The organism is Cryobacterium zhongshanensis, assembly GCF_022760445.1.
GTDB classification, from domain to species: Bacteria; Actinomycetota; Actinomycetes; order Actinomycetales; family Microbacteriaceae; genus Cryobacterium; species Cryobacterium algoricola.
In genome coordinates this window covers 1,051,284-1,069,028 of sequence record NZ_JALGAR010000001.1, presented here as the reverse complement: position 1 = coordinate 1,069,028, position 17,745 = coordinate 1,051,284, and the positions used below count along the sequence as shown (strand labels likewise).

Here is a 17,745-nt window from a genome sequence, read left to right as displayed (position 1 = left end):
TGGGAGGGAGCACCAGTGTGCCTTGTTGCGGGCGTCATTTTAGGCAATCGAAGCCAGTAGATGCCGGGAGGACCGAGGTTTACAATCAGCATATGGCTGAGCGCGCAGCGATCTACTGTCGGATTAGCGAAAGAGACGAGTCATTCGACAAAGTGGAGCTTCAAGAGAGGCGGCTCCGCAGACTTGCTGAGGACTCCGGCTACGAAGTGGAAGGAGTATTCCGAGATGACGGAATCTCCGCTTTTTCGGGGAAGGCCCGGCCTGCCTACATCGAGATGTTGGCGGGCATACGTCAACGTAGATTCGACGTAGTCATGGCGGTCGCGCCGGATCGCTTCACGAGAAATGTCGCGGAAGGCGAGGCACTTCAAGTCGTCTGTGCGGACGTCGGCACAGTTTTTCACACTCTCACAAACGGAATTAGCGATCCCCGAAGTGCCACTAACGCGGCAATGTCTTCGATCGTCAGCGTTCTGGCGCAGATGGAGTCGGCTATCAAGACGGAACGCCTCCGCGCACGTTTCGCCGAACGCACTGCGGACGGCCGGCCTTTGTGGGGCGCTCGCCCCTTCGGATATGAAAAAGATCGAATGACCATCAGAGAGTCAGAGGCGGAACTGATTCGTTGGGCCTATCAGGCGATCCTGGATGGCAACACACTCGGAAGCGTACAACGTCATTTCAATGCCCTAGGTGTGACGACAAGCACTGGCCGGCCGTGGAGCTATCAGGGCGTTCGGACGCTGTTGACGCGAGTGTCCAACGCAGGATGGTTAACATCACACGGTGCGGTCCTAAAGGAGAGCAAGATCTCTCGGATTGTACCCACCGACGTTTTCGAATCCGTAGTGGCCATCCTTGATGATCCTGGACGAGAATCAACCCCGGGCCCTAAGTCTCTCAAGAACTATGCAACTGGTCTTGCGGTGTGCGGGACGTGCGGAGCCAAAATGCGCTCCGCTGTCGTCATCCTGAAAGGCAGACACACCGCAATATACAAGTGTGCCAGCGCGATATCAGGAAATCGAGGCAGCGTTCGTCACACCACCATCCAAGTTGACATTCTGCATGCATTAATTGTCGGGCGCGTCATCGATGTGATTATCGAGAATAGAGCGAAATCACTTCCAGGGACCCCGAAAGCGGAGGTCCACCGTCTACGTTCTGAACTTGCCGAAACCCACCGGAAGAGAACGCAATTAAATGAGGTTGCTCTCATGCCCGGAGCCGACCTCGTAGATATTCGGCATCGCTTGGCAGGGTTCGCATCAACCTCAGAGAGGCTATCAAACGAACTCGATCTGGCCCTCAGCTCAGATGCCGAGGCCCGTCTGCTCGACTCAATCCGCGACATGGTCACTTTCGATGTCGTCATGACGGCAGCGGATTGGACGCATCTGGCTCAATTACGTGGAATAGTCGCCCGAAACTTCGTTGAATTGACGGTCGACCAAAAAAGACGTCTGGTGGGTGGAATGTTCTCGATAACTATCGAGCCAGGACGCAACACGGACAGGGTGAAATTCGTGCAGCGGTAGTCATCGATGCGCGGCATCCAGCCTCAGGAACTTCGGCGCAGATGCAAAAGGGACTCTTAGAAAAGCGCCGAAACGTTGCTGCCCGGAACGACCAATCTCTGATACACAGCCCTCTTATGCAGTGGTCAATGACGTGTGCACTGGACCTCCGCTCCACGTGGACAGGTTTCACCTGTTTGACGCCCTAACCCGAGAAAGCGTTCCCGGAGAGCAAACTGAGGGCCGGCCCGTCGGTCCAGAAATCGACGTCACTATAGTCCTATAATCGATTATAGTTTCGAACGACACGCCGAGACGTACTCTTCAATGTTGAACATTGTTGCGAGTATGGGCATACCGCCAAACGGAATTCGAAGTCCCCGGCGGGTGGCGTTACTCCTGGTCCTTCGCCAAGAATCAATGGACAGAGGTTTAGCAGCGGGTGACCTCCCCGCACCCGTGTCAAGTCCCTAGCTAGCGCTTGATCCGGCTCACAACATGAATGCGTGCCTCGCGAGAGGGCGCTACTCGTCGTGGGACCGATCCGCTAGGTGGGCATGGTGCGGGGGCGATTTTTTGGGGAGAGGGCACTCCGGAACTACCCTCCCCGGGAGACCTCGTCCCCTCTCACTATCAAGGTTCAAACTCTAGAGCTATCTCCTCCGTTGGCGATTTGGCGGAAGCATCTACCGACGAAAGGCACAATTATGGCCCCTCCATCCGTACCTGACCAGAACTCGAATCCCGGACGCAGCTCGGGCGGTCAATCCAAGTTCAATGCCGTCCGCAGCGCTCTGATCATCTCCAAGGTCCAGCTGGGATCTTATGTCGGGATCGCGGCCGAGTCCGTCGGCATCAGTCGGTGGACTCTAAACCGTTGGCGGCAGCGCGGCGAGAGAGAACTCGCTCGTGCGAGCGAATTTGTCGACTATCCAGACGTCCTGGTGGCCGATATTGTCGACGCTATCGAAGACGCCGGCGGCACGATCGCTGACGCACTGCGCACACCCTGCGTTGAGCCGTTTCAGCCTGAGGAGTGGCCCTTCGTGCTACTTATGCACCTCCTTAAAAGAGCGCGCGCCAGGGTGGCCTGCGAAGTCGTCGAAGGCATCTTGCGCCAGGGAATCAAAGATAAGTGGACAGCCCTGGCGTGGTATCTCGAACGGACCCACCCGGAGGAATACGGGAGGCACCGACCCTATGCCACCGCCGACCACCCAGAAGAGGCTAGCTCGCGCGACGCCGCCAAGGCCCCAACTGCGGAAGAAGTGATCGAGCGCTTAAGGGAATATCGCGAGAAAGTGAAGTACGGTGCTTGACAGAGAGCGACGGTCCACTGGAGCCACATCGGCCATGGCGAGCCTAGGGGACTAGGCGCTGACGCGGTCGTCGCACACGCCCATGTCGAATGGGCACAGGAGCCGTGCATGGCGGAGCGGTCTCGGCTTCCGCTAGTTGCGATGCAGGTTCCGATAGACGGTAGCCCTTCCGACTTTCAGCGTGTCCGCAATCTCGGCGACGGTATGGTCTCCGCTGTCATACATTTGCTGAGCCAACTTGGTCTTCCTCGCGTCGAGCGCAGGGGGCCGTCCGCCGGTCCTGCCCAGCGCCCGCGCGACCGACAAGCCAGCCTTGGTGCGTTCGATCATCACGTCCCGCTCCAACTCCGCGAAGATGGCGACGATACCCAGCATGGCCTTGCCCGTTGCCGTCGTTGTGTCCAAGCCCTCCGTGATCGATTTGAACCCAACTCCACGGTTTGCTAAATCGTTAATGAGAGTCAGAGTGTGCACGGTCCCCCTGCCTAACCTGTCGAGCCGCCAAACGGCCAAGATATCTCCGGACCGGAGATAGTCGAGAGCCGCTTCCAGGCCTGGACGGCTAGTTCGGGTTCCGCTGACACCTTGATCTTCGAAAACCCGGATTGCTCCAGCATCCAGGAGCGCCGTTCGTTGGAGGTCAAGGTGTTGATCTGCGGTTGAAACGCGTGCGTATCCAACGATCTTCGTCACCTACGAATCGTCTCACAACTCGTGACTCAAAACAAGATGCAGCCGCGCTGAAACGGAATCGAGTTCTGGGACAACCGTAGGAGCCAGGAACGGCGTCTTGCGGCTGTTTGACGATGTCTCAGAATGGGATCGTTTTCGAGACGTCTGGGCATTGCGCGGTTCCTACGAAGTCACGGCTGCACTGTGCTGAGTGCCGTGACATGAGGTTCGACGGCTGTCCAGAAATTGCTGGCCTCAATGATCAGTTGCGTCGGAACCGCGCAGGCCGCCCCAAGAACGATGATCTCCTTGCTCAGCCTCTGAATCTTCTCTCGAAGGCTCGACGACTTCTGTACAGCCGAAAATGCGGCCGGCTTTGTAACCAAAGAACCGACAAGGCCTTCGAACTCGCGGATAACCCCGTCCTGTCCAAGAATCCTGTAAAGATCGACGGCGCGAACAATGGCATCGGCGTTTCGCCATAGGAGCGCCGCGACCTCTTGAGGAAGTCCCGACTCCGTCGCTTCCTCTTGAATCTCATTTGCAAGGCGTCGGATGGCATCCAACGACGGTTCGTCCTCATCTTGAATTTCCTGCCCGACGCCCGGTCGACCGTGGCTGAGGAGTTCACTGCACATTTCAAGGTCAGCGAGAGTGCCTCGATCGTAGTGAGCCTTCATTTGCGAAACTGTAACTGCGGACAACTGCGGAGCGATCGACAATGCGGCCTCTGCGGCTGGAAGCGCTCGAAGGAGCCTTTCCGAGGCAAAAGGGCCAGGCGGGAGCAGGGCGACACTGGCTCGAATTTCTCGCGGCAATGTAAGCACGATGCCAACCGCTTTAAAGAATGTTGCTTGTTCCTTGTCTGCGCCAGGTAGAAGATATTGAGCCCACGCGGCCGACGCTGGGAGCTGATCCGGTTGAGACCAGACGAAATTGAGGAATTCAAAGAGCCTACCGGCCGGATTCATGCAGTGCGGGTTCATTGAGATCCTTCATCAGTGGCTTTATCAAAAGCCTAGGGGAAGAGCAGGTCAGGCCGGAATCCGGACGCCTACGAACCCGTAATCCGCTCCGATTCCGCGGCCCATGGCTTCGTCGGCGACTCACAGCGCAGACTGTGCGCGCAAGCGACCGCAGCAACAGCTAGGACTACAGCGAGAATAATCCGTGAAACTACGATTCTTGCTCGGAGTCTACAAATCTAGATGGCGCTCGCCTTGGTCGACCACGCTGCCTGTGAAGGCACAATTTCGCGTCATGATTCTCACACTCCTCGCAGAGATCCGAGCATGCCCATGAACCAGATTTGGCTGGTCTTTCGGGCCACATAGCCAAGGGTGCGGTAAGCCCAAAAACAAAGTTTCAACAGGGATATAAGCTGAACGCGTCAGGTGCGGCGAATGGAATAGGCCCGGCTGGCATTGGGTTCCACCTGGGGGTTATTTTGAGCCGATCGTTTGTGAGCATAGATCTCGAAACAGCGAATAGTTTTCGTTGTTCACCTTGCGAGGTTGGCATGGTCAAGGTTGTCGACGGCTCAATCGTTGACCGATTCGAGAGTTACATTCGCCCTGAACCCGGCTACGACTATTTTGACTTCATGAATTCCCTGATTCACGGCATTACTGCCGCTGATGTGGAGAATGCACCACGTTTCTCAACACTCTGGCCGCAAATGCAGGCATTCATCGGCGAACTCCCGCTCGTCGCTCACAACGCCGCCTTCGACATGCGCGTGATCCGTGACACGCTTGACGCTTGTGGGATCGTCAGGCCAGATCTGACCTACTTTTGCACCCTCGTGTTGAGTCGAAGAGTGCTGAACCTCGTTTCTTACTCGTTGCCATTCGTTGTCCAAGAACTCGACGTCACAATCTCTGGGCACCACCGCGCGCTAGTCGATGCAGAGAGCGGAGCCGGTGTCGCACTCGCCCTGCTTCAACGTTCTGGGGCAGCCAGCTTGATTGACTTGGCGGAGAGCGTCAAGGTTCGACCCGGGATGATCAGGGCAGACAACTGGTCCGGTTGCAAAGTCGAAGATTCACAATCCAGCAAATTGGGGAAAGCCCGCATCGAAGCGATCAGAGACAGTTTGGGTGTGATAGCGGCCGACCCCGATGGACAACTATTTGGGAAAAGTATCGTGTTCACCGGCACACTTTCCTCCATGACACGCGCCGAGGCTGCCGCGTCAGTGTTGCAAGCGGGGGGTCTTCCACAGAACACAGTGAATAAGAAAACGGAGCTACTAGTTTTTGGCCAGCAAGATGCTCAGCACCTGCGCCCTGGTACTGACTATTCTTCAAAGTTCATACGGGCAGAAATGTTGCGGGCCTCAGGACAAGCCATCGAAATCGTCGACGAACGTGTCTTCATGACGATGCTCACCAATGATTAGAGACCATCCGAAGACGAATAAGGCTTAAACCCCCGGTGAGGTCGAGACCGTCTATCGATACGCGCCCAGCAAATTGCGCGACAAGTGACCGAAGCCCAGAACCGTCGATCATGAAATCGGGCGTTCACGGCAGACGATGACACGGCTTCACTCCGAAGTCTCGGCCTCACAACAGCTATGGTGCTTTTCCTGACGTGGCCACTGTTTGTCTGACGATGTTGTTGTCCCCTTACGAGGGAACGCACGACGGCTTCTTGCTCGCCCCGTTGTTCGACTGTTCAAGAGAGTCACTGGCGTTTGTTAGGACCGCTCCCCAGCGGCAGCCGAGGTTCCAGCCGAGGTTCCGGAGATGAAACTGAGATTCGAAAGGGCTTTCAGCGCTGCGGACCGAAAGTCGGATTCAGGGCGCATACTTACGATCCCAATTTGACGAGAGGCGGCCATTTCCCGTGTCCGGTCATCGACGGAGCCATCCACGATGAGCAATCCTTCCCCGAAGCCAAAACCCTCAAGCTGCCTGATCGCTCGGGAAATGTCTCTCACACCAGATGCCGACTTGACTTCGACTGGAAGCCTCGCACCGTCGTTCAAGTTCGACAGCAGGAAATCCATTTCACGGCCCCTCCTCGAAATATGGTCCGCGACGGTGAATCCTAGTTCGACCCCAAGTTTCGATAACTCTTCCCCGACCGCGCGTTCCAGCAAACTGTCGTAACGCCCTCGACGAATTTCGATTCCGTTCTCAGCCGCAACTTCAAATAGATTTTCCCGGACAACATCAGGCGTTGCCGGGTCCTCAACGACCTCCTCTAACGTGCGTGCATACTTACCAGCCAACACCAAACCGTCTCTATTTACTTGCAGTAGCTGCTGCCCAGTTGCGGCCACATAGAGGAACGCCGCGCCGAGAATGATTAGAAGGGGAACCCCCGCCACATTTGTGTTCGCAATGAATACCGCTACACATCCCGCTGCGGTGAGCATGAAGCCGGCTACGCCCAGGCCCCAACGAGACAACTGTCCCAGCGTGGACAGGTCATCAATCCCCGTGGACAAATTTGCATGCATCTAAACTCCCGTAATTGCTTCCACTTTGATGTTCGACTTCGCATGAATCGCGCCCTGCCGTGCAGCCCCGCGAGTACAGTTACCGGGCCGCACTCTTCTTAGGGTTCAACTGGCCCCGGATGAAGATTTCGATCACTAACATCCAGATCGTGTTCAGGTTCGCTCGAAATTTCGCTGCTGACGACGGGCTCGACATTCGATTCCCTACTGACGTCGGAGTCGACATTCAAAAACACGCCATGTGAAAAGATGCGGAACTTGGGATCAAGCCCGGCCGCGGTGACAAGGAATCCGCAAATGTCCGACAGCAGCTTTGCTGGCAATGGATCAAAAGAGGATCCGAAGGCATCGGCCAGAGAGGCATGTTCTTTTGCCACTTGAGCCTCCGCGACCCACTCCGCATACCTCAACTCGTCGATCACCGCATCAGGCCTGCGCAGGTGTCGAACCAAAAGCTCAAGAAGCTGCGGGTACCAGCCCGGTAGCACGCCGCTGGTCGCATCCCCTGGTGCGAAGCGCTCCAACACGGCGGCAAGCTTTCGCTTCTCGAGAAGGCCCGTCTGACCGCCGAATAGATACTGTTGAAGAGCGATGTCCACCTCGCCAACGTGTACCGCTCGCACGTGGCGTGCTGCCTGTGCGAGGGACAGAGCGTAGAGCCACGCGCAATCAATGAACAGTGCACGATGGGCGGGCAAATTTGGATCCAGCACATTCTGCGCATAGTTCAAATGTGCAACAACCTGCTGCAGATTGCGGTATTCATCGAATACCCAGTAGTCGAACTGACGATAGGCCAAGAGGCGTTCGAGCTTCTTGTCAAGGACCGTAAACACTTTGGCGAAAGTGCTCACCTTTGCCTCATCGAACAGGAGCGCCAGGGGACCATTCTCAAGGTCTAGGTCGGTGGGATGAAATCCTTCGAGCTTGGACAGATCAGCGGGCTCCATCACGGAAATACCGAGTCGACTTGCAAGCTGTCGTGATGCTGCCGTGACGTCCTTAGAACGGACCATCCACGCGTCGTCTGCGTCGAAGAAGTCAGAGACTCCGCGAATCCAAAACATCCTTTCTGTGGAACCTCGTTGTGTGGTTTTGCAATCCGAGATTACTTTACGAAGCGCAAAACCCGGCACCAATGCGATGCCGAGCACGTCCAAGTCCGTAAAGGTCTCGAACCTTGAAGTTTTAGGACGGCCGACCTGGGACGGAACAGGCGTCCGCAGCGGTACGTCGACGCGCGTTGTAAACCCCATTCGCCAGAGCAGCCGCCTTGAATTGACCTTAAGACCGAGGTCAAGTTCGCTCACAGCACGGCCCTTCCCATGGCTGCATCGAAGATTGCGGCATAGTCACGGTCATTCATGGTGATCCTCTTTCTGCGGCGAGCCACAGTTTGGAGCGGGGCCTGGTAGGGAAGATTCGTTGAAAGGAGCCCTCTTGCGTCTTCCTCACCGGCTCTATCCTGCATAGGTTCGCCGAACGTCAGGAGGTCGCGTGCAAGTTTGACCGCTTCGAGATTGTCTTCCGTGACGATCAGTTTCGGGCGCACCCAACTCCCCGATGGAATGAAATCTACAATCTGCATTCGGTACAGCAGTCGATACTGGCGCTGGTGCGAACTGTGCGGTTTGAGGGTGTAATCACGATTGCGGTCCAATAGGGCCGTGAGTACTCGCGCTGGGTCCCGCGTGTTTGTCGCGCCGCCGAAGTGTTCGCCGCACCGGGTGCAGGCCACCACCGCAAGTGCCTTCTCTAAAACCGCTTTGCGAACGGTCAGTAGTGTCTTGTCGGGCAGATACGGCAACGTCGCAAATGCCTGATCTCGGCCGGTAGCGAGAGTCACCGACGGTGCCAGAATAAATCCGCGGCTCACCGCGTCGGCGAGAGCCGGGTGGGCGAGGTCATCAAGCGGGAGTCCCTGATGTTTGCGAACTGCTGCAAGATCTTCGGCCACCCGCCCACTTCCGTGCGTCTCAAAGAGTGAGGCGAGCAGCTCCGGATTCTCGAAGCCGAAGAATGGCGAGTAGAGGACCTCACCGTCCAGAGTGTTGACACTCTTCACCAGATCCGCAGCCTTGCCAAGTTCAAGCAGTCTCGCGACATCGCTTCGTTCGAGGCTGAGTTCCTTTTCCAACTCGTCCGCAGGAACTGGCGAATAAGCCAATCGATCCACAACAGCGAGCATTTCTTGTTCAAATTGGCTCGGGCCCCCGCTGAGCCAGGAATCTCCGAGGCGGCCGTACAGATCCTGGTGATACGGCACAGTTTCCGTGAAGCCGACGATCTTCTTCCCTCGGCGCTGTATCGAAATCATGTCAGCTGATTCCAAGGTATTCAGCACAGTCTCAAATGCGTAGGGACTGATATCCAACTGCTCCGCGACGATGGCTTTCAGAGAATCGGCGTCCTGAATCACGTCTTGACCGCGCACGAGTGACGCAAGGCTGGCCGCCATACCCACGACCCTTGTGTCGGCCAGTGGAGTCAGCGTCGCGCCGTTCGGATCCACATTTCGCAACCCCGAATGAACGTCATGACATCGCAGTCCGGCTTGGAAATTCTTCATCTCAACGATTCCCCCTCATTATTTCGCTTTACGAATCCGGGACTTGGAGTCCGAAAATTGTGACCGCGATGACCGGCCTCACCCACCCGACAAGGAAACTCTATTGGACCTCAGACCAGGGGAATTCGCCTTAGAAGGTGAGCCCTTTGAGGCGAGCCTCTCCGCGAGCGACTGTTCAGGCCTGCGCAAGAGAAAAATCTCGCGCATCGCTAACAGAGTTCGTCACAGGATCTACCGCCGATTTGCCTTGACGCCCCTCAAAAAGCGTGAAATTTACTATGGGTGCTGACCTTCTGTGGTGTCGAGCCGATATCCAGCTCACGCGCAAATTGTCTGAGGCCAGCGCTATCGTTCGAGCATGACTCACTACATCTACTCGACATCTGGGCCGGCAGTCGGCTTCATTCGCGGAAGATACATCCATGCTTTGGATGGTCGCGCAATTGGACAGTTGCGCGACACGCACGTTCATCAGCTGGCTGGTCCACACGTGGGTGAGCTCTATCAAGACCAGGTGGTTGATATGCACAAGGGAAACCAAGGCAACATAGGGAACCCGGGCAACCCAGGAAACCCAGGGAGCCCCGGCAGCCCTGGCAGTCGAGGCAACAGAGGCTGTCCATTTCCCGACGTGTTCAGCAAGCTGCTGTGAGTCGATAGCCGCACCTGCTTGCCAACCGTTAACCGTTAACGACCGTCGCACTTGGCAATCGCATGCCGCTTGATCAAGCCTGAACAATTCGTACGGAGAATTCGGGTGGGTCTGTGGGGGCAGAATCACGTGAATACCTATATGCGATTGGACTAAGCCGAGATTCATCCAGTTTCCAGGGGTGTTCGAAAATTAGGACTCCACCGGATGCCCTCGGTTGGCTAGCAGAGCGATCCAGGTGTACCGAGTGCACGACGGCAAGGGCATTATTGGGATACGCACTGCGGTGGAGAAGCACTTCGTTCCGGGTAAGAAGAATGTCCGTACCTGTCGAAGTAGTGCCCTTGACCTCAACCTTGAGCTCGTTGTCGGGTCGCCGGGCGTGAAGGTCATATGACTCGGTGTCCCCCACGTCGTCAACTCCGTACCCGAGACCAGCCAGGTGAGCCGTGGTCACGTCGACTGCACGTCTTTCGATTGCACGCCGTTCGGCCGCCGATAGCAGCCGGCCCTGGTGCGATCGCGCGCCCTGTCCGGAAATCGCCGCTATTGCGTTTTCCGCGTCAACAAGTTCCGGAGCGTCGTCGCCCGGAACATACAAGCCCTCCTCTTCCTTTTCATAAAGCGTCCCGAGCCAATCCATTGCCTGAATTAGGTCCTGCCGGATAGTGGCGTCCTCGGGCACAGAGTCGCGGTCATACGCGACCGCCAAGACATTGCCCAGCGCGTAAGCGTCACCTAGGCCGCCCCGTCGACCTCCCAAAAGGATGTCGCTCTTCCATCGAGACGGTAGCGAGCCGGAATGTTGAAGCGTGTCCCGCGCCCAAGAAGACCTGGACCGCAGCTCCGCCTCTGGCCGTCTCTTGAATTCGCTACCGTCCCAGCGAGTCGCTCCTTGGATCAAGCTGAGGTAGGCACGATAACCCTTTCTGCTGAACAGGAATACTAAGTACCAACCGGCTGTGGGGTGAGGAGACCGACTGGTTGAGTAGATGCGCGTCCAGGGAATTTCGGCTTTTCTGCCGACCCCATCACTACCCGTGACACGAAGATCGTCAATCCGGCCTGCGCGGGAGAGTTCGGGCGCAATCCTGCGGAGCTTGTCGGCGAGCTCCAGGCGAACTAGCTCCCCCCGACGTTTCATGGCCTCGGAGTTCTCGGATGTGTACTGGGTTTGCATAAGCAGGACTTCGTTTATTTCGTCACGCACAGGTTCGAAGCTACCTTTCTTCGTCGGCATGTTGCTTATAGGGCGCGCGGGGGTTGAGCAGAATGTGCACTGAACCCGTCGTGTCCCCCGGTCTCGAAGGACCTACGCCACTAGGAATCGTCTTTCAGCGCCACCAGATCTAGAAGCGCACAGACTGCAAAGTGGAAAGCATGTTAGAAGTTGGTACCCCCCGTGACACGAAAGGACACCAGCAGGGATTCACTCCTGAGGCCTCGATCCCACCAGAAATTGAGGTCAGCGGAGGCGCAACTTCGCAGCGGAATAGAGACCGGCACTCCCAACTTCTCAATGTGTAGATTGTGAATTTAGGCAGACCGCTGTTGAGGGCGATCAGGAGATCGAGGCTCTCGGCCTCCCGCACCTCTCCGACGACCAGTCGGTCGGGGCGCATCCGCAACGACTCCTTGATCAGGCGCCTCAGGGTGATCTCGCCGCGGCCCTCGAGGCTCGGCTGCCGGCACTGCATCGCCACCACGTCCCTCGCGGACAGGTCGAGTTCGAAGGTCTCCTCGACGGTCACGATCCGCTCGGTGCGCCGGGTCGCCGACAGCAGCGCGTTCAGCATCGTGGTCTTCCCGGTCTGGGTGGCACCGGACACGAGGATGTTCTGCCCCGCGAGCACACACATCCGCAGGAACTCCGAGGCCTGCTGGGTGAGCGAGCCGAGGCCGACGAGCTGGTTCAGGTCGCGGATGCGCCGGGTGAACTTCCGGATGTTGACCGACCACTCCCGGGTGATGTCGGGAATCACGACGTGAAGCCGGGACCCGTCCGGCAGGGAGGCGTCGACGAACGGTGAACTGAGGTCGACCCGTCGGCCGGAGGCCTGCAGCATCCGCTCGACGAGGTCACGCACCTCGCGGGCGCTGAGCACCATGTCGGTGAGCTCGGGAACACCGTCCCGAGCGACGAACACCCGGGACGGCCCGTTGATCCAGATCTCCTCGATCTCCGGATCGTCCAGGAGCGGCTGGAGCGCCCCGAACCCGGTCAGCGAGGCGACAACCTCCCGCGCCGCCTGGTGCTCGTCGGCGATGAGCGGATGCGCGCCACCGAGCGCCCGCTCGCTGTAACGCTGAAGCTCGGCGCGCACGTACTGCTCGGCGAGATTCTCGTCGGAGGCGAGGTCGACCCCGTCACGGCGCACCCGGGAGCGCACCTGCTCGGTGATGATGCGGACGGCCTCGCTCATGCGCACAGTGTGCCCGGACGGCCGGATTCCCGTGGAAGTTATCCACAGGCATCCGCCGCCCGGGCCGTACACCGGAGTGCGCCCGTCGGATCAGCGGGCCGACCAGCCGCCGTCCATGGAGTAACTCGACCCGGTGACCATCGCCGCGTCCGCGGACGCGAGCCAGGCCACGAGGGAGCCGACCTCCGCCGGCTCGACGAGACGCTTGACGGCGCTCTCGGTGAGCATGATCCGGCTGAGCACCTCCTCCTCCGGGATGCCGTGCACGAGAGCCTGGTCGACGATCTGCTTCTCGACCATCGGTGTGCGCACATAGCCGGGGCTCACGCAGTTGCTCGTCACGCCGTGGTCACCGCCCTCGAGGGCCGTGACCTTGGAGAGGCCCTCGAGACCGTGCTTCGCCGAGACGTACGCGGCCTTGAACGGCGAGGCGCGGATGCCGTGCACCGAGGTGACATTGATCACCCGTCCGAAGCCGCGCTTGTACATCCCGGGAAGCGCCGCCCGGATCAGTAGGAACGGCGCCTCGAGCATGAGCGCGAGGATGAGCCGGAAGTCGGCGGGGTCGAAGTCGGGGATCGGGTTGATGCGCTGGATCCCCGCGTTGTTCACCAGGATGTCCACGTCGCCAAGCACCCCGGCGAGCCGCCCGTCGGTGAGGGCGAGCGTGTCGGCTAGGTCCACGGTCCAGCTCGAGCCGCCGACCTCCGCGGCGAGCGCAGAAGCGCTCGCCGCGTCGATGTCCGCGACCGTGACGTGCGCTCCGCGAGCGGCCAGGGAGCGCACGACGGCCTCGCCGATGCCGCTCGCTCCCCCGGTGACGAGGGCGCGCCGCCCCGCGAGGGACTGTTCCACGGTCACCGCAGCGCCGGGGCCGGTTCGAGGCCGTGCCTGGCGGCATCCGCTGCGTCGACGTCGCGGAGCGAGATACCGTTGGTCTCCTTGAGCGTCACGACGGCCACGACGGTGATCGCACAGGCGATCACGAGGTAGAACGCGACCGGCAGCCAGGACTGGTACTGCTTCAGCAGCGCGGTCGCGATGATCGGCGCGAGCGAGCCGGCGAGGATCGACGTGACCTGGTAGCCGAGGGAGACGCCGGAGTAGCGCATCCGGGTCGGGAACATCTCGGCCATGATCGCCGGCTGCCCGGCATACATGAAGGCGTGGAAGCACAGCCCGATCGTGATCGCGGCGACGATGACGACCGGGTTGAGGGTGTCGAACATCGGGAAGGCGAAGAACGCCCAGCTCGCACCGAGAATCGCACCGGTGAGGTAGATCGGCTTGCGACCGAAACGGTCGGAGAGCCGGCCGACCTGCGGGATCACGAGGAAGTGCACCACGTGGGCGATCAGCAGGGCGAGGAGCAGCTGGCTGGTGTTGTACTTGTGCACGGTGACGAGGTAGACGATCGAGAAGCTCACGATCGTGTAATAGAGGATGTTCTCGGCGAACCGCAGTCCCATCGCGCCGAGGATTCCCCGCGGGTACTTGCGGACGACCTCCATCACGCCGTAGCTGATGGCCTTCTCCGCCTCGACCTGGGCGCGGGCCTCGAGGAAGATCGGCGCCTCGCTGACGTGCGTGCGGATGTAGTAGCCGATCACGACGATGATCGCGGACAGCCAGAACGCGACCCGCCAACCCCAGCCGAGGAACTGCTCGGCGGGCAGGATCCACGACATGGTGAGCAGCACGAGGGTCGCGAGCAGGTTGCCGACCGGCACGGCGGCCTGCGGCCAGCTCGACCAGAAGCCGCGCGACTTGTCCGGGCTGTGCTCGGCGACGAGCAGCACGGCGCCGCCCCACTCCCCGCCGACGGCGAAGCCCTGGATGAAGCGCAGCGCCACGAGGAGGGCGGGCGCCCAGTAGCCGATCGTGTTGTAGCCGGGGAGGCAGCCCATCAGGAAGGTCGCCGCCCCGACGAGGATGATCGTGACCTGCAGGGTGTGCTTGCGGCCGAGGCGATCGCCGATCTGGCCGAAGACGATGCCGCCGAGCGGCCGGGCGATGAAGCCCACCGCGTAGGTGAGGAACGCGGCGATGATCCCGTCGAGGTCGCTGCCCGCGTTCGGGAAGAAGAACTTACCGAAGACGAGGCTCGCCGCGGTCGCGTAGAGGAAGAATTCGTACCATTCGACGACCGTCCCCACCATCGAGGCGGCCACGATCTTCCTGAGGCCGGAGGTCTCTTCCCGGTTCTCGCGCGATCCCGCGCCCCCGGGGCTGTCGGCAGTGATGCGTTCGTTGACGCTCATGTCTGTCTCCTTCGGTGTCGTCGCTGACACTGTCTGTGGATGCCGGGGGCGGGTTGCCGCCCCGGCTCCCCTGAGTATTGCCGCCCGTCGGCTCTGCGGCCATGACCACTTCCGAACTCCGTGTGTGCATAATTGCAGACATGACCGGACCCCGACCCGCCCTGCTGCCGAACGCCGACGACCTCCTGGTGCTGCTCGCCGTCGCCCGCAGCGGCAGGTTCGTGACCGCGGCGGACAGCCTCGGCCTCAATCACACCACGGTCTCACGCCGCATCGCGGCCCTCGAGAAGGCGCTCGACGGCCGGGTGCTCTCCCGCACCGTCGGCGGCTGGGAGCTGACGGAGCTCGGCGCCCGCGCGGTCAACGCAGCGGAGAACGTCGAGGCCGCCGTCTCCCTGCTCGGCGGGCCTCCCGGGCAGGCGACGCAGTTGTCCGGCGTCGTCCGGCTCTCCGCGACGGATGGCTTCAGCGCGTACATCGCGACGCCGGCGGTCGCCGCCCTGCAGCGCCGGCATCCCGGTCTGCGGGTCGAGATCGTCACGGTGACGCGGCGCGCGCTCCAGCACCGGTCCGGGCTCGACATCGAGGTCGTCGTCGGTGAGCCGCAGGTGCACCGGGCGGACGCGATCCTGCTCGGGCACTATGTCCTCGGCATGTACGCGTCTCGGGACTACCTCGCCGAGAAGGGCACACCCGCGAGCGTTGCCGAGCTCACCGAGCATCCGCTCGTCTACTTCGTCGATTCGATGCTGCTCGTCGACGACCTCGACGCCCCGCGGCGGCAGGTGCCGTCGATGCGCCCCTCGCTGAGTTCGACCAACGTGTTCGTGCACGTCGAAGCGACCAGGGCCGGCGCGGGGATCGGTTTCCTGCCCTGCTTCATGGCCGACCAGCACCCGGACCTCGTTCGCCTCCTGCCGGACAAGTTCAAGGAGGAACTGCCGTACTGGATGGTGCTCCGCCCCGAATCCCTGCACCAGCCCGCTGTCGCCGCCGTCGTCGACGCCCTCCGCGCCCGGACCTCCGCGTTCACCGAAGCCCTGCAGGGCCGCGGCCGGGCAGGCTGACCACGCGATCTGGCTACACTGGAACGGCACAAGCGGGAGTGGTGAAATTGGCAGACACGCAGGATTTAGGTTCCTGTGCTTTCGAGCGTGGGGGTTCAAGTCCCCTCTCCCGCACATGATGAGCACCTCGGCCCTCGACGGCCAACTGACCGATCTGCTCGCGAACACCGGCGCCATCGTGTTCTACCTGCTCGTCTGGGCCCTCGTCTTCGCAGGGACCGCGGTGTTCCTCGGAGTCTTCATCCCGTTCATCACCGGGGATTCCCTCCTCTTCGGGTCGGGGCTCGTCGCGGCGTCGGCGGCGAACGTGGACATCGTCGTGCTGATGATCGGCACCGGCCTGGCCGCGTTCCTCGGCGACCAGGTGGGATTCCTGCTCGGACGGCACTTCGGCCGCGGTTACCTTGACCGCCGCGGCGGCCGCCGCACCCGCGCGGCCATCGTGAAGACCGAGACCTTCTACCGGAAGTACGGCTGGTGGTCCGTCGTGATCGCCCGCTTCATGCCCTGGGCGCGCGTGTTCGTGCCCGTCATCGCGGGGGTCGGCCGGATGAACTACTACCGGTTCCTCTCGAGCAACCTCGTCGGCGCACTCGCCTGGGGCGTCGGTCTCACCCTGACCGGATACTTCGCGGCGAGCCTGCCCGGAGTGAAGAGCGCCGCGTATGTCATCGCCGGCGTCTTCATCGCGGCATCCATCTTCTTCGGCGGGCGCACCTGGCTCGCCGACCGCGCCGAGAACCGTCGCGACGCGGGCGGCGACGACCGACCGGACGGCCCCGCCGACACCCCGGCCGACGGCCCCGCGGCCGGGTAACTCACGGTTTTCGCCCTCCGTTTAGCGCTAGCCTGTTACAGACCATCCCTGCTCATCACCGTGCGGTCGACATGGCCACCACCGACTGGAGTCATCTTCGTGCTCAACACTGCTCTCAACCACGCCGGACTCATCCCGTGGCTTGACCCGGTAAACCTCATCGACGGGTTCGGTCCGTGGGCCCTTCTCGGTGTGTGCGCGATCATCTTCGCCGAGACCGGCCTGCTGGTCGGCTTCCTGTTGCCCGGCGACACCCTCCTCGTCATCACCGGCCTGCTCACCTTCGCGGGTGTCATCCACATCAACATCTGGTGGGTCGCCCTCGCCATCGGCTTCGCCGCGTTCCTCGGCGGCGAGTGCGGCTACCTGATCGGCCACAAGCTCGGCCCGCGCGTCTTCGAACGCAAGGAATCCGGTCTCTTCAGCGTCGAGAACGTGCAGCGCACCAACGGCTTCTTCGAACGCTTCGGCGGCTTCGCCGTGATCGTCGCCCGGTTCGTGCCGATCGTGCGCACCTTCGCTCCGGTCGCCGCAGGCGTCGGCCACATGAACTACCGCAAGTACTCGCTGTACAACCTCGTCGGCGCCATGATCTGGGGCGCCGGCCTCACCTTCGCCGGGTACTTCCTGGGCTACATCCCCCCGGTCGCCGACTTCGTCACGCACTACATCGACCTCATCCTGATCGCGGCCGTGCTCGGCACGCTCATCCCCACCGCGTTCCACTACGTGCAGTCCTCGCGCAAGGCGAAGAAGGCCAAGGCGCTCGCCGCCGCCGCACCGGCGACGACCGAGACCGGCAGCCTCGTCCTCGACGCGGATGCCTTCACCGGCCACCCCAAGCACGACAACTGACGCTCCCCTTCTCCCCTCCCTCCCTGGCGCTTCCTGGTCACCGCGTGCTGTGTTCCGAATTCAGGAGTTGAGCCCGGCTGAACCGCTTCAGGAGCACGTCGAACCCGGCTCCGGGCCTCGACTC

Annotated in this window: 16 protein-coding genes and 1 tRNA gene; 8 read left to right on the top strand and 9 right to left on the bottom strand. The window is 60.7% G+C overall.

The annotated features are described in order from the left end of the window. The first annotated feature begins 92 nt into the window (after positions 1–92). Both MQH31_RS04835 and MQH31_RS04830 read left to right on the top strand, forming a co-directional pair. Positions 93–1,538, top strand: coding sequence for a recombinase family protein (locus MQH31_RS04835; protein WP_243011128.1), 1,446 nt, complete (start codon positions 93–95; stop codon positions 1,536–1,538). A 686-nt stretch (positions 1,539–2,224) separates the two neighbouring features. Then, positions 2,225–2,836 (top strand): hypothetical protein, encoded by a 612-nt coding sequence (locus MQH31_RS04830; RefSeq protein ID WP_243011127.1) that lies wholly within the window; start codon positions 2,225–2,227, stop codon positions 2,834–2,836. A 132-nt stretch (positions 2,837–2,968) separates the two neighbouring features. On the opposite strand, the gene MQH31_RS04825 is transcribed toward MQH31_RS04830, so the two are convergent. After that, positions 2,969–3,529 carry a recombinase family protein gene (locus MQH31_RS04825; protein WP_243011126.1) on the bottom strand — a complete coding sequence of 187 codons (561 nt, stop codon included), beginning with the start codon at positions 3,527–3,529 and terminating at the stop codon, positions 2,969–2,971. A gap of 170 nt (positions 3,530–3,699) precedes the next feature. Then, positions 3,700–4,494 (bottom strand): TraB/GumN family protein, encoded by a 795-nt coding sequence (locus MQH31_RS04820; protein WP_243011125.1) that lies wholly within the window; start codon positions 4,492–4,494, stop codon positions 3,700–3,702. A 476-nt stretch (positions 4,495–4,970) separates the two neighbouring features. On the opposite strand from MQH31_RS04820, the gene MQH31_RS04815 reads away from it, so the two are divergent. After that, the gene (locus tag MQH31_RS04815; RefSeq protein ID WP_308196418.1) at positions 4,971–5,909 is read left to right on the top strand and encodes an exonuclease domain-containing protein; all 939 of its coding nucleotides are present in this window, start codon (positions 4,971–4,973) and stop codon (positions 5,907–5,909) included. A gap of 300 nt (positions 5,910–6,209) precedes the next feature. Here the strand turns inward: MQH31_RS04815 and MQH31_RS04810 are convergent, their stop codons facing one another. From MQH31_RS04810 to MQH31_RS04800, 3 genes are all read right to left on the bottom strand, one after another. Further along, positions 6,210–6,977 carry a hypothetical protein gene (locus tag MQH31_RS04810; RefSeq protein ID WP_243011123.1) on the bottom strand — a complete coding sequence of 256 codons (768 nt, stop codon included), beginning with the start codon at positions 6,975–6,977 and terminating at the stop codon, positions 6,210–6,212. Between the two features lie 98 nt (positions 6,978–7,075). After that, positions 7,076–8,287, bottom strand: coding sequence for a hypothetical protein (locus MQH31_RS04805; protein WP_243011122.1), 1,212 nt, complete (start codon positions 8,285–8,287; stop codon positions 7,076–7,078). Continuing rightward, on the bottom strand, positions 8,284–9,546 hold the full coding sequence (locus MQH31_RS04800; RefSeq protein WP_243011121.1) for a hypothetical protein: 1,263 nt from the start codon (positions 9,544–9,546) through the stop codon (positions 8,284–8,286). The genes MQH31_RS04805 and MQH31_RS04800 overlap by 4 nt, the downstream gene beginning before the upstream one ends. Before the next feature lie 358 nt (positions 9,547–9,904). Between MQH31_RS04800 and MQH31_RS20970 the strand changes: the two genes are divergently transcribed. Then, positions 9,905–10,198, top strand: coding sequence for a 4-fold beta flower protein (locus MQH31_RS20970; protein ID WP_372488111.1), 294 nt, complete (start codon positions 9,905–9,907; stop codon positions 10,196–10,198). Between the two features lie 73 nt (positions 10,199–10,271). On the opposite strand, the gene MQH31_RS04795 is transcribed toward MQH31_RS20970, so the two are convergent. The 4 genes from MQH31_RS04795 to MQH31_RS04780 all read right to left on the bottom strand — a co-directional run bounded on the left by MQH31_RS04795 (position 10,272) and on the right by MQH31_RS04780 (position 14,882). Continuing rightward, the gene (locus tag MQH31_RS04795) at positions 10,272–11,438 is read right to left on the bottom strand and encodes an MrcB family domain-containing protein (protein WP_243011120.1); all 1,167 of its coding nucleotides are present in this window, start codon (positions 11,436–11,438) and stop codon (positions 10,272–10,274) included. Between the two features lie 109 nt (positions 11,439–11,547). Beyond that, positions 11,548–12,621, bottom strand: a complete 1,074-nt coding sequence (locus MQH31_RS04790) for a TadA family conjugal transfer-associated ATPase (RefSeq protein WP_243011119.1) — start codon at positions 12,619–12,621, stop codon at positions 11,548–11,550. A 90-nt stretch (positions 12,622–12,711) separates the two neighbouring features. Then, positions 12,712–13,476, bottom strand: a complete 765-nt coding sequence (locus MQH31_RS04785) for a 3-hydroxybutyrate dehydrogenase (RefSeq protein ID WP_243011675.1) — start codon at positions 13,474–13,476, stop codon at positions 12,712–12,714. Between the two features lie 2 nt (positions 13,477–13,478). Continuing rightward, the gene (locus MQH31_RS04780) at positions 13,479–14,882 is read right to left on the bottom strand and encodes an MFS transporter (protein WP_134532629.1); all 1,404 of its coding nucleotides are present in this window, start codon (positions 14,880–14,882) and stop codon (positions 13,479–13,481) included. A 140-nt stretch (positions 14,883–15,022) separates the two neighbouring features. Between MQH31_RS04780 and MQH31_RS04775 the strand changes: the two genes are divergently transcribed. From MQH31_RS04775 to MQH31_RS04760, 4 genes are all read left to right on the top strand, one after another. Continuing rightward, positions 15,023–15,949, top strand: a complete 927-nt coding sequence (locus tag MQH31_RS04775) for a LysR family transcriptional regulator (RefSeq protein WP_243011118.1) — start codon at positions 15,023–15,025, stop codon at positions 15,947–15,949. Positions 15,950–15,981: 32 nt separating this feature from the next. Continuing rightward, a tRNA-Leu gene (locus MQH31_RS04770) sits at positions 15,982–16,063 on the top strand. Between the two features lies 1 nt (position 16,064). After that, on the top strand, positions 16,065–16,766 hold the full coding sequence (locus tag MQH31_RS04765) for a DedA family protein (RefSeq protein WP_243011117.1): 702 nt from the start codon (positions 16,065–16,067) through the stop codon (positions 16,764–16,766). Positions 16,767–16,865: 99 nt separating this feature from the next. Further along, positions 16,866–17,621, top strand: coding sequence for a DedA family protein (locus MQH31_RS04760; protein ID WP_166792524.1), 756 nt, complete (start codon positions 16,866–16,868; stop codon positions 17,619–17,621). Positions 17,622–17,745: the final 124 nt, after the last annotated feature.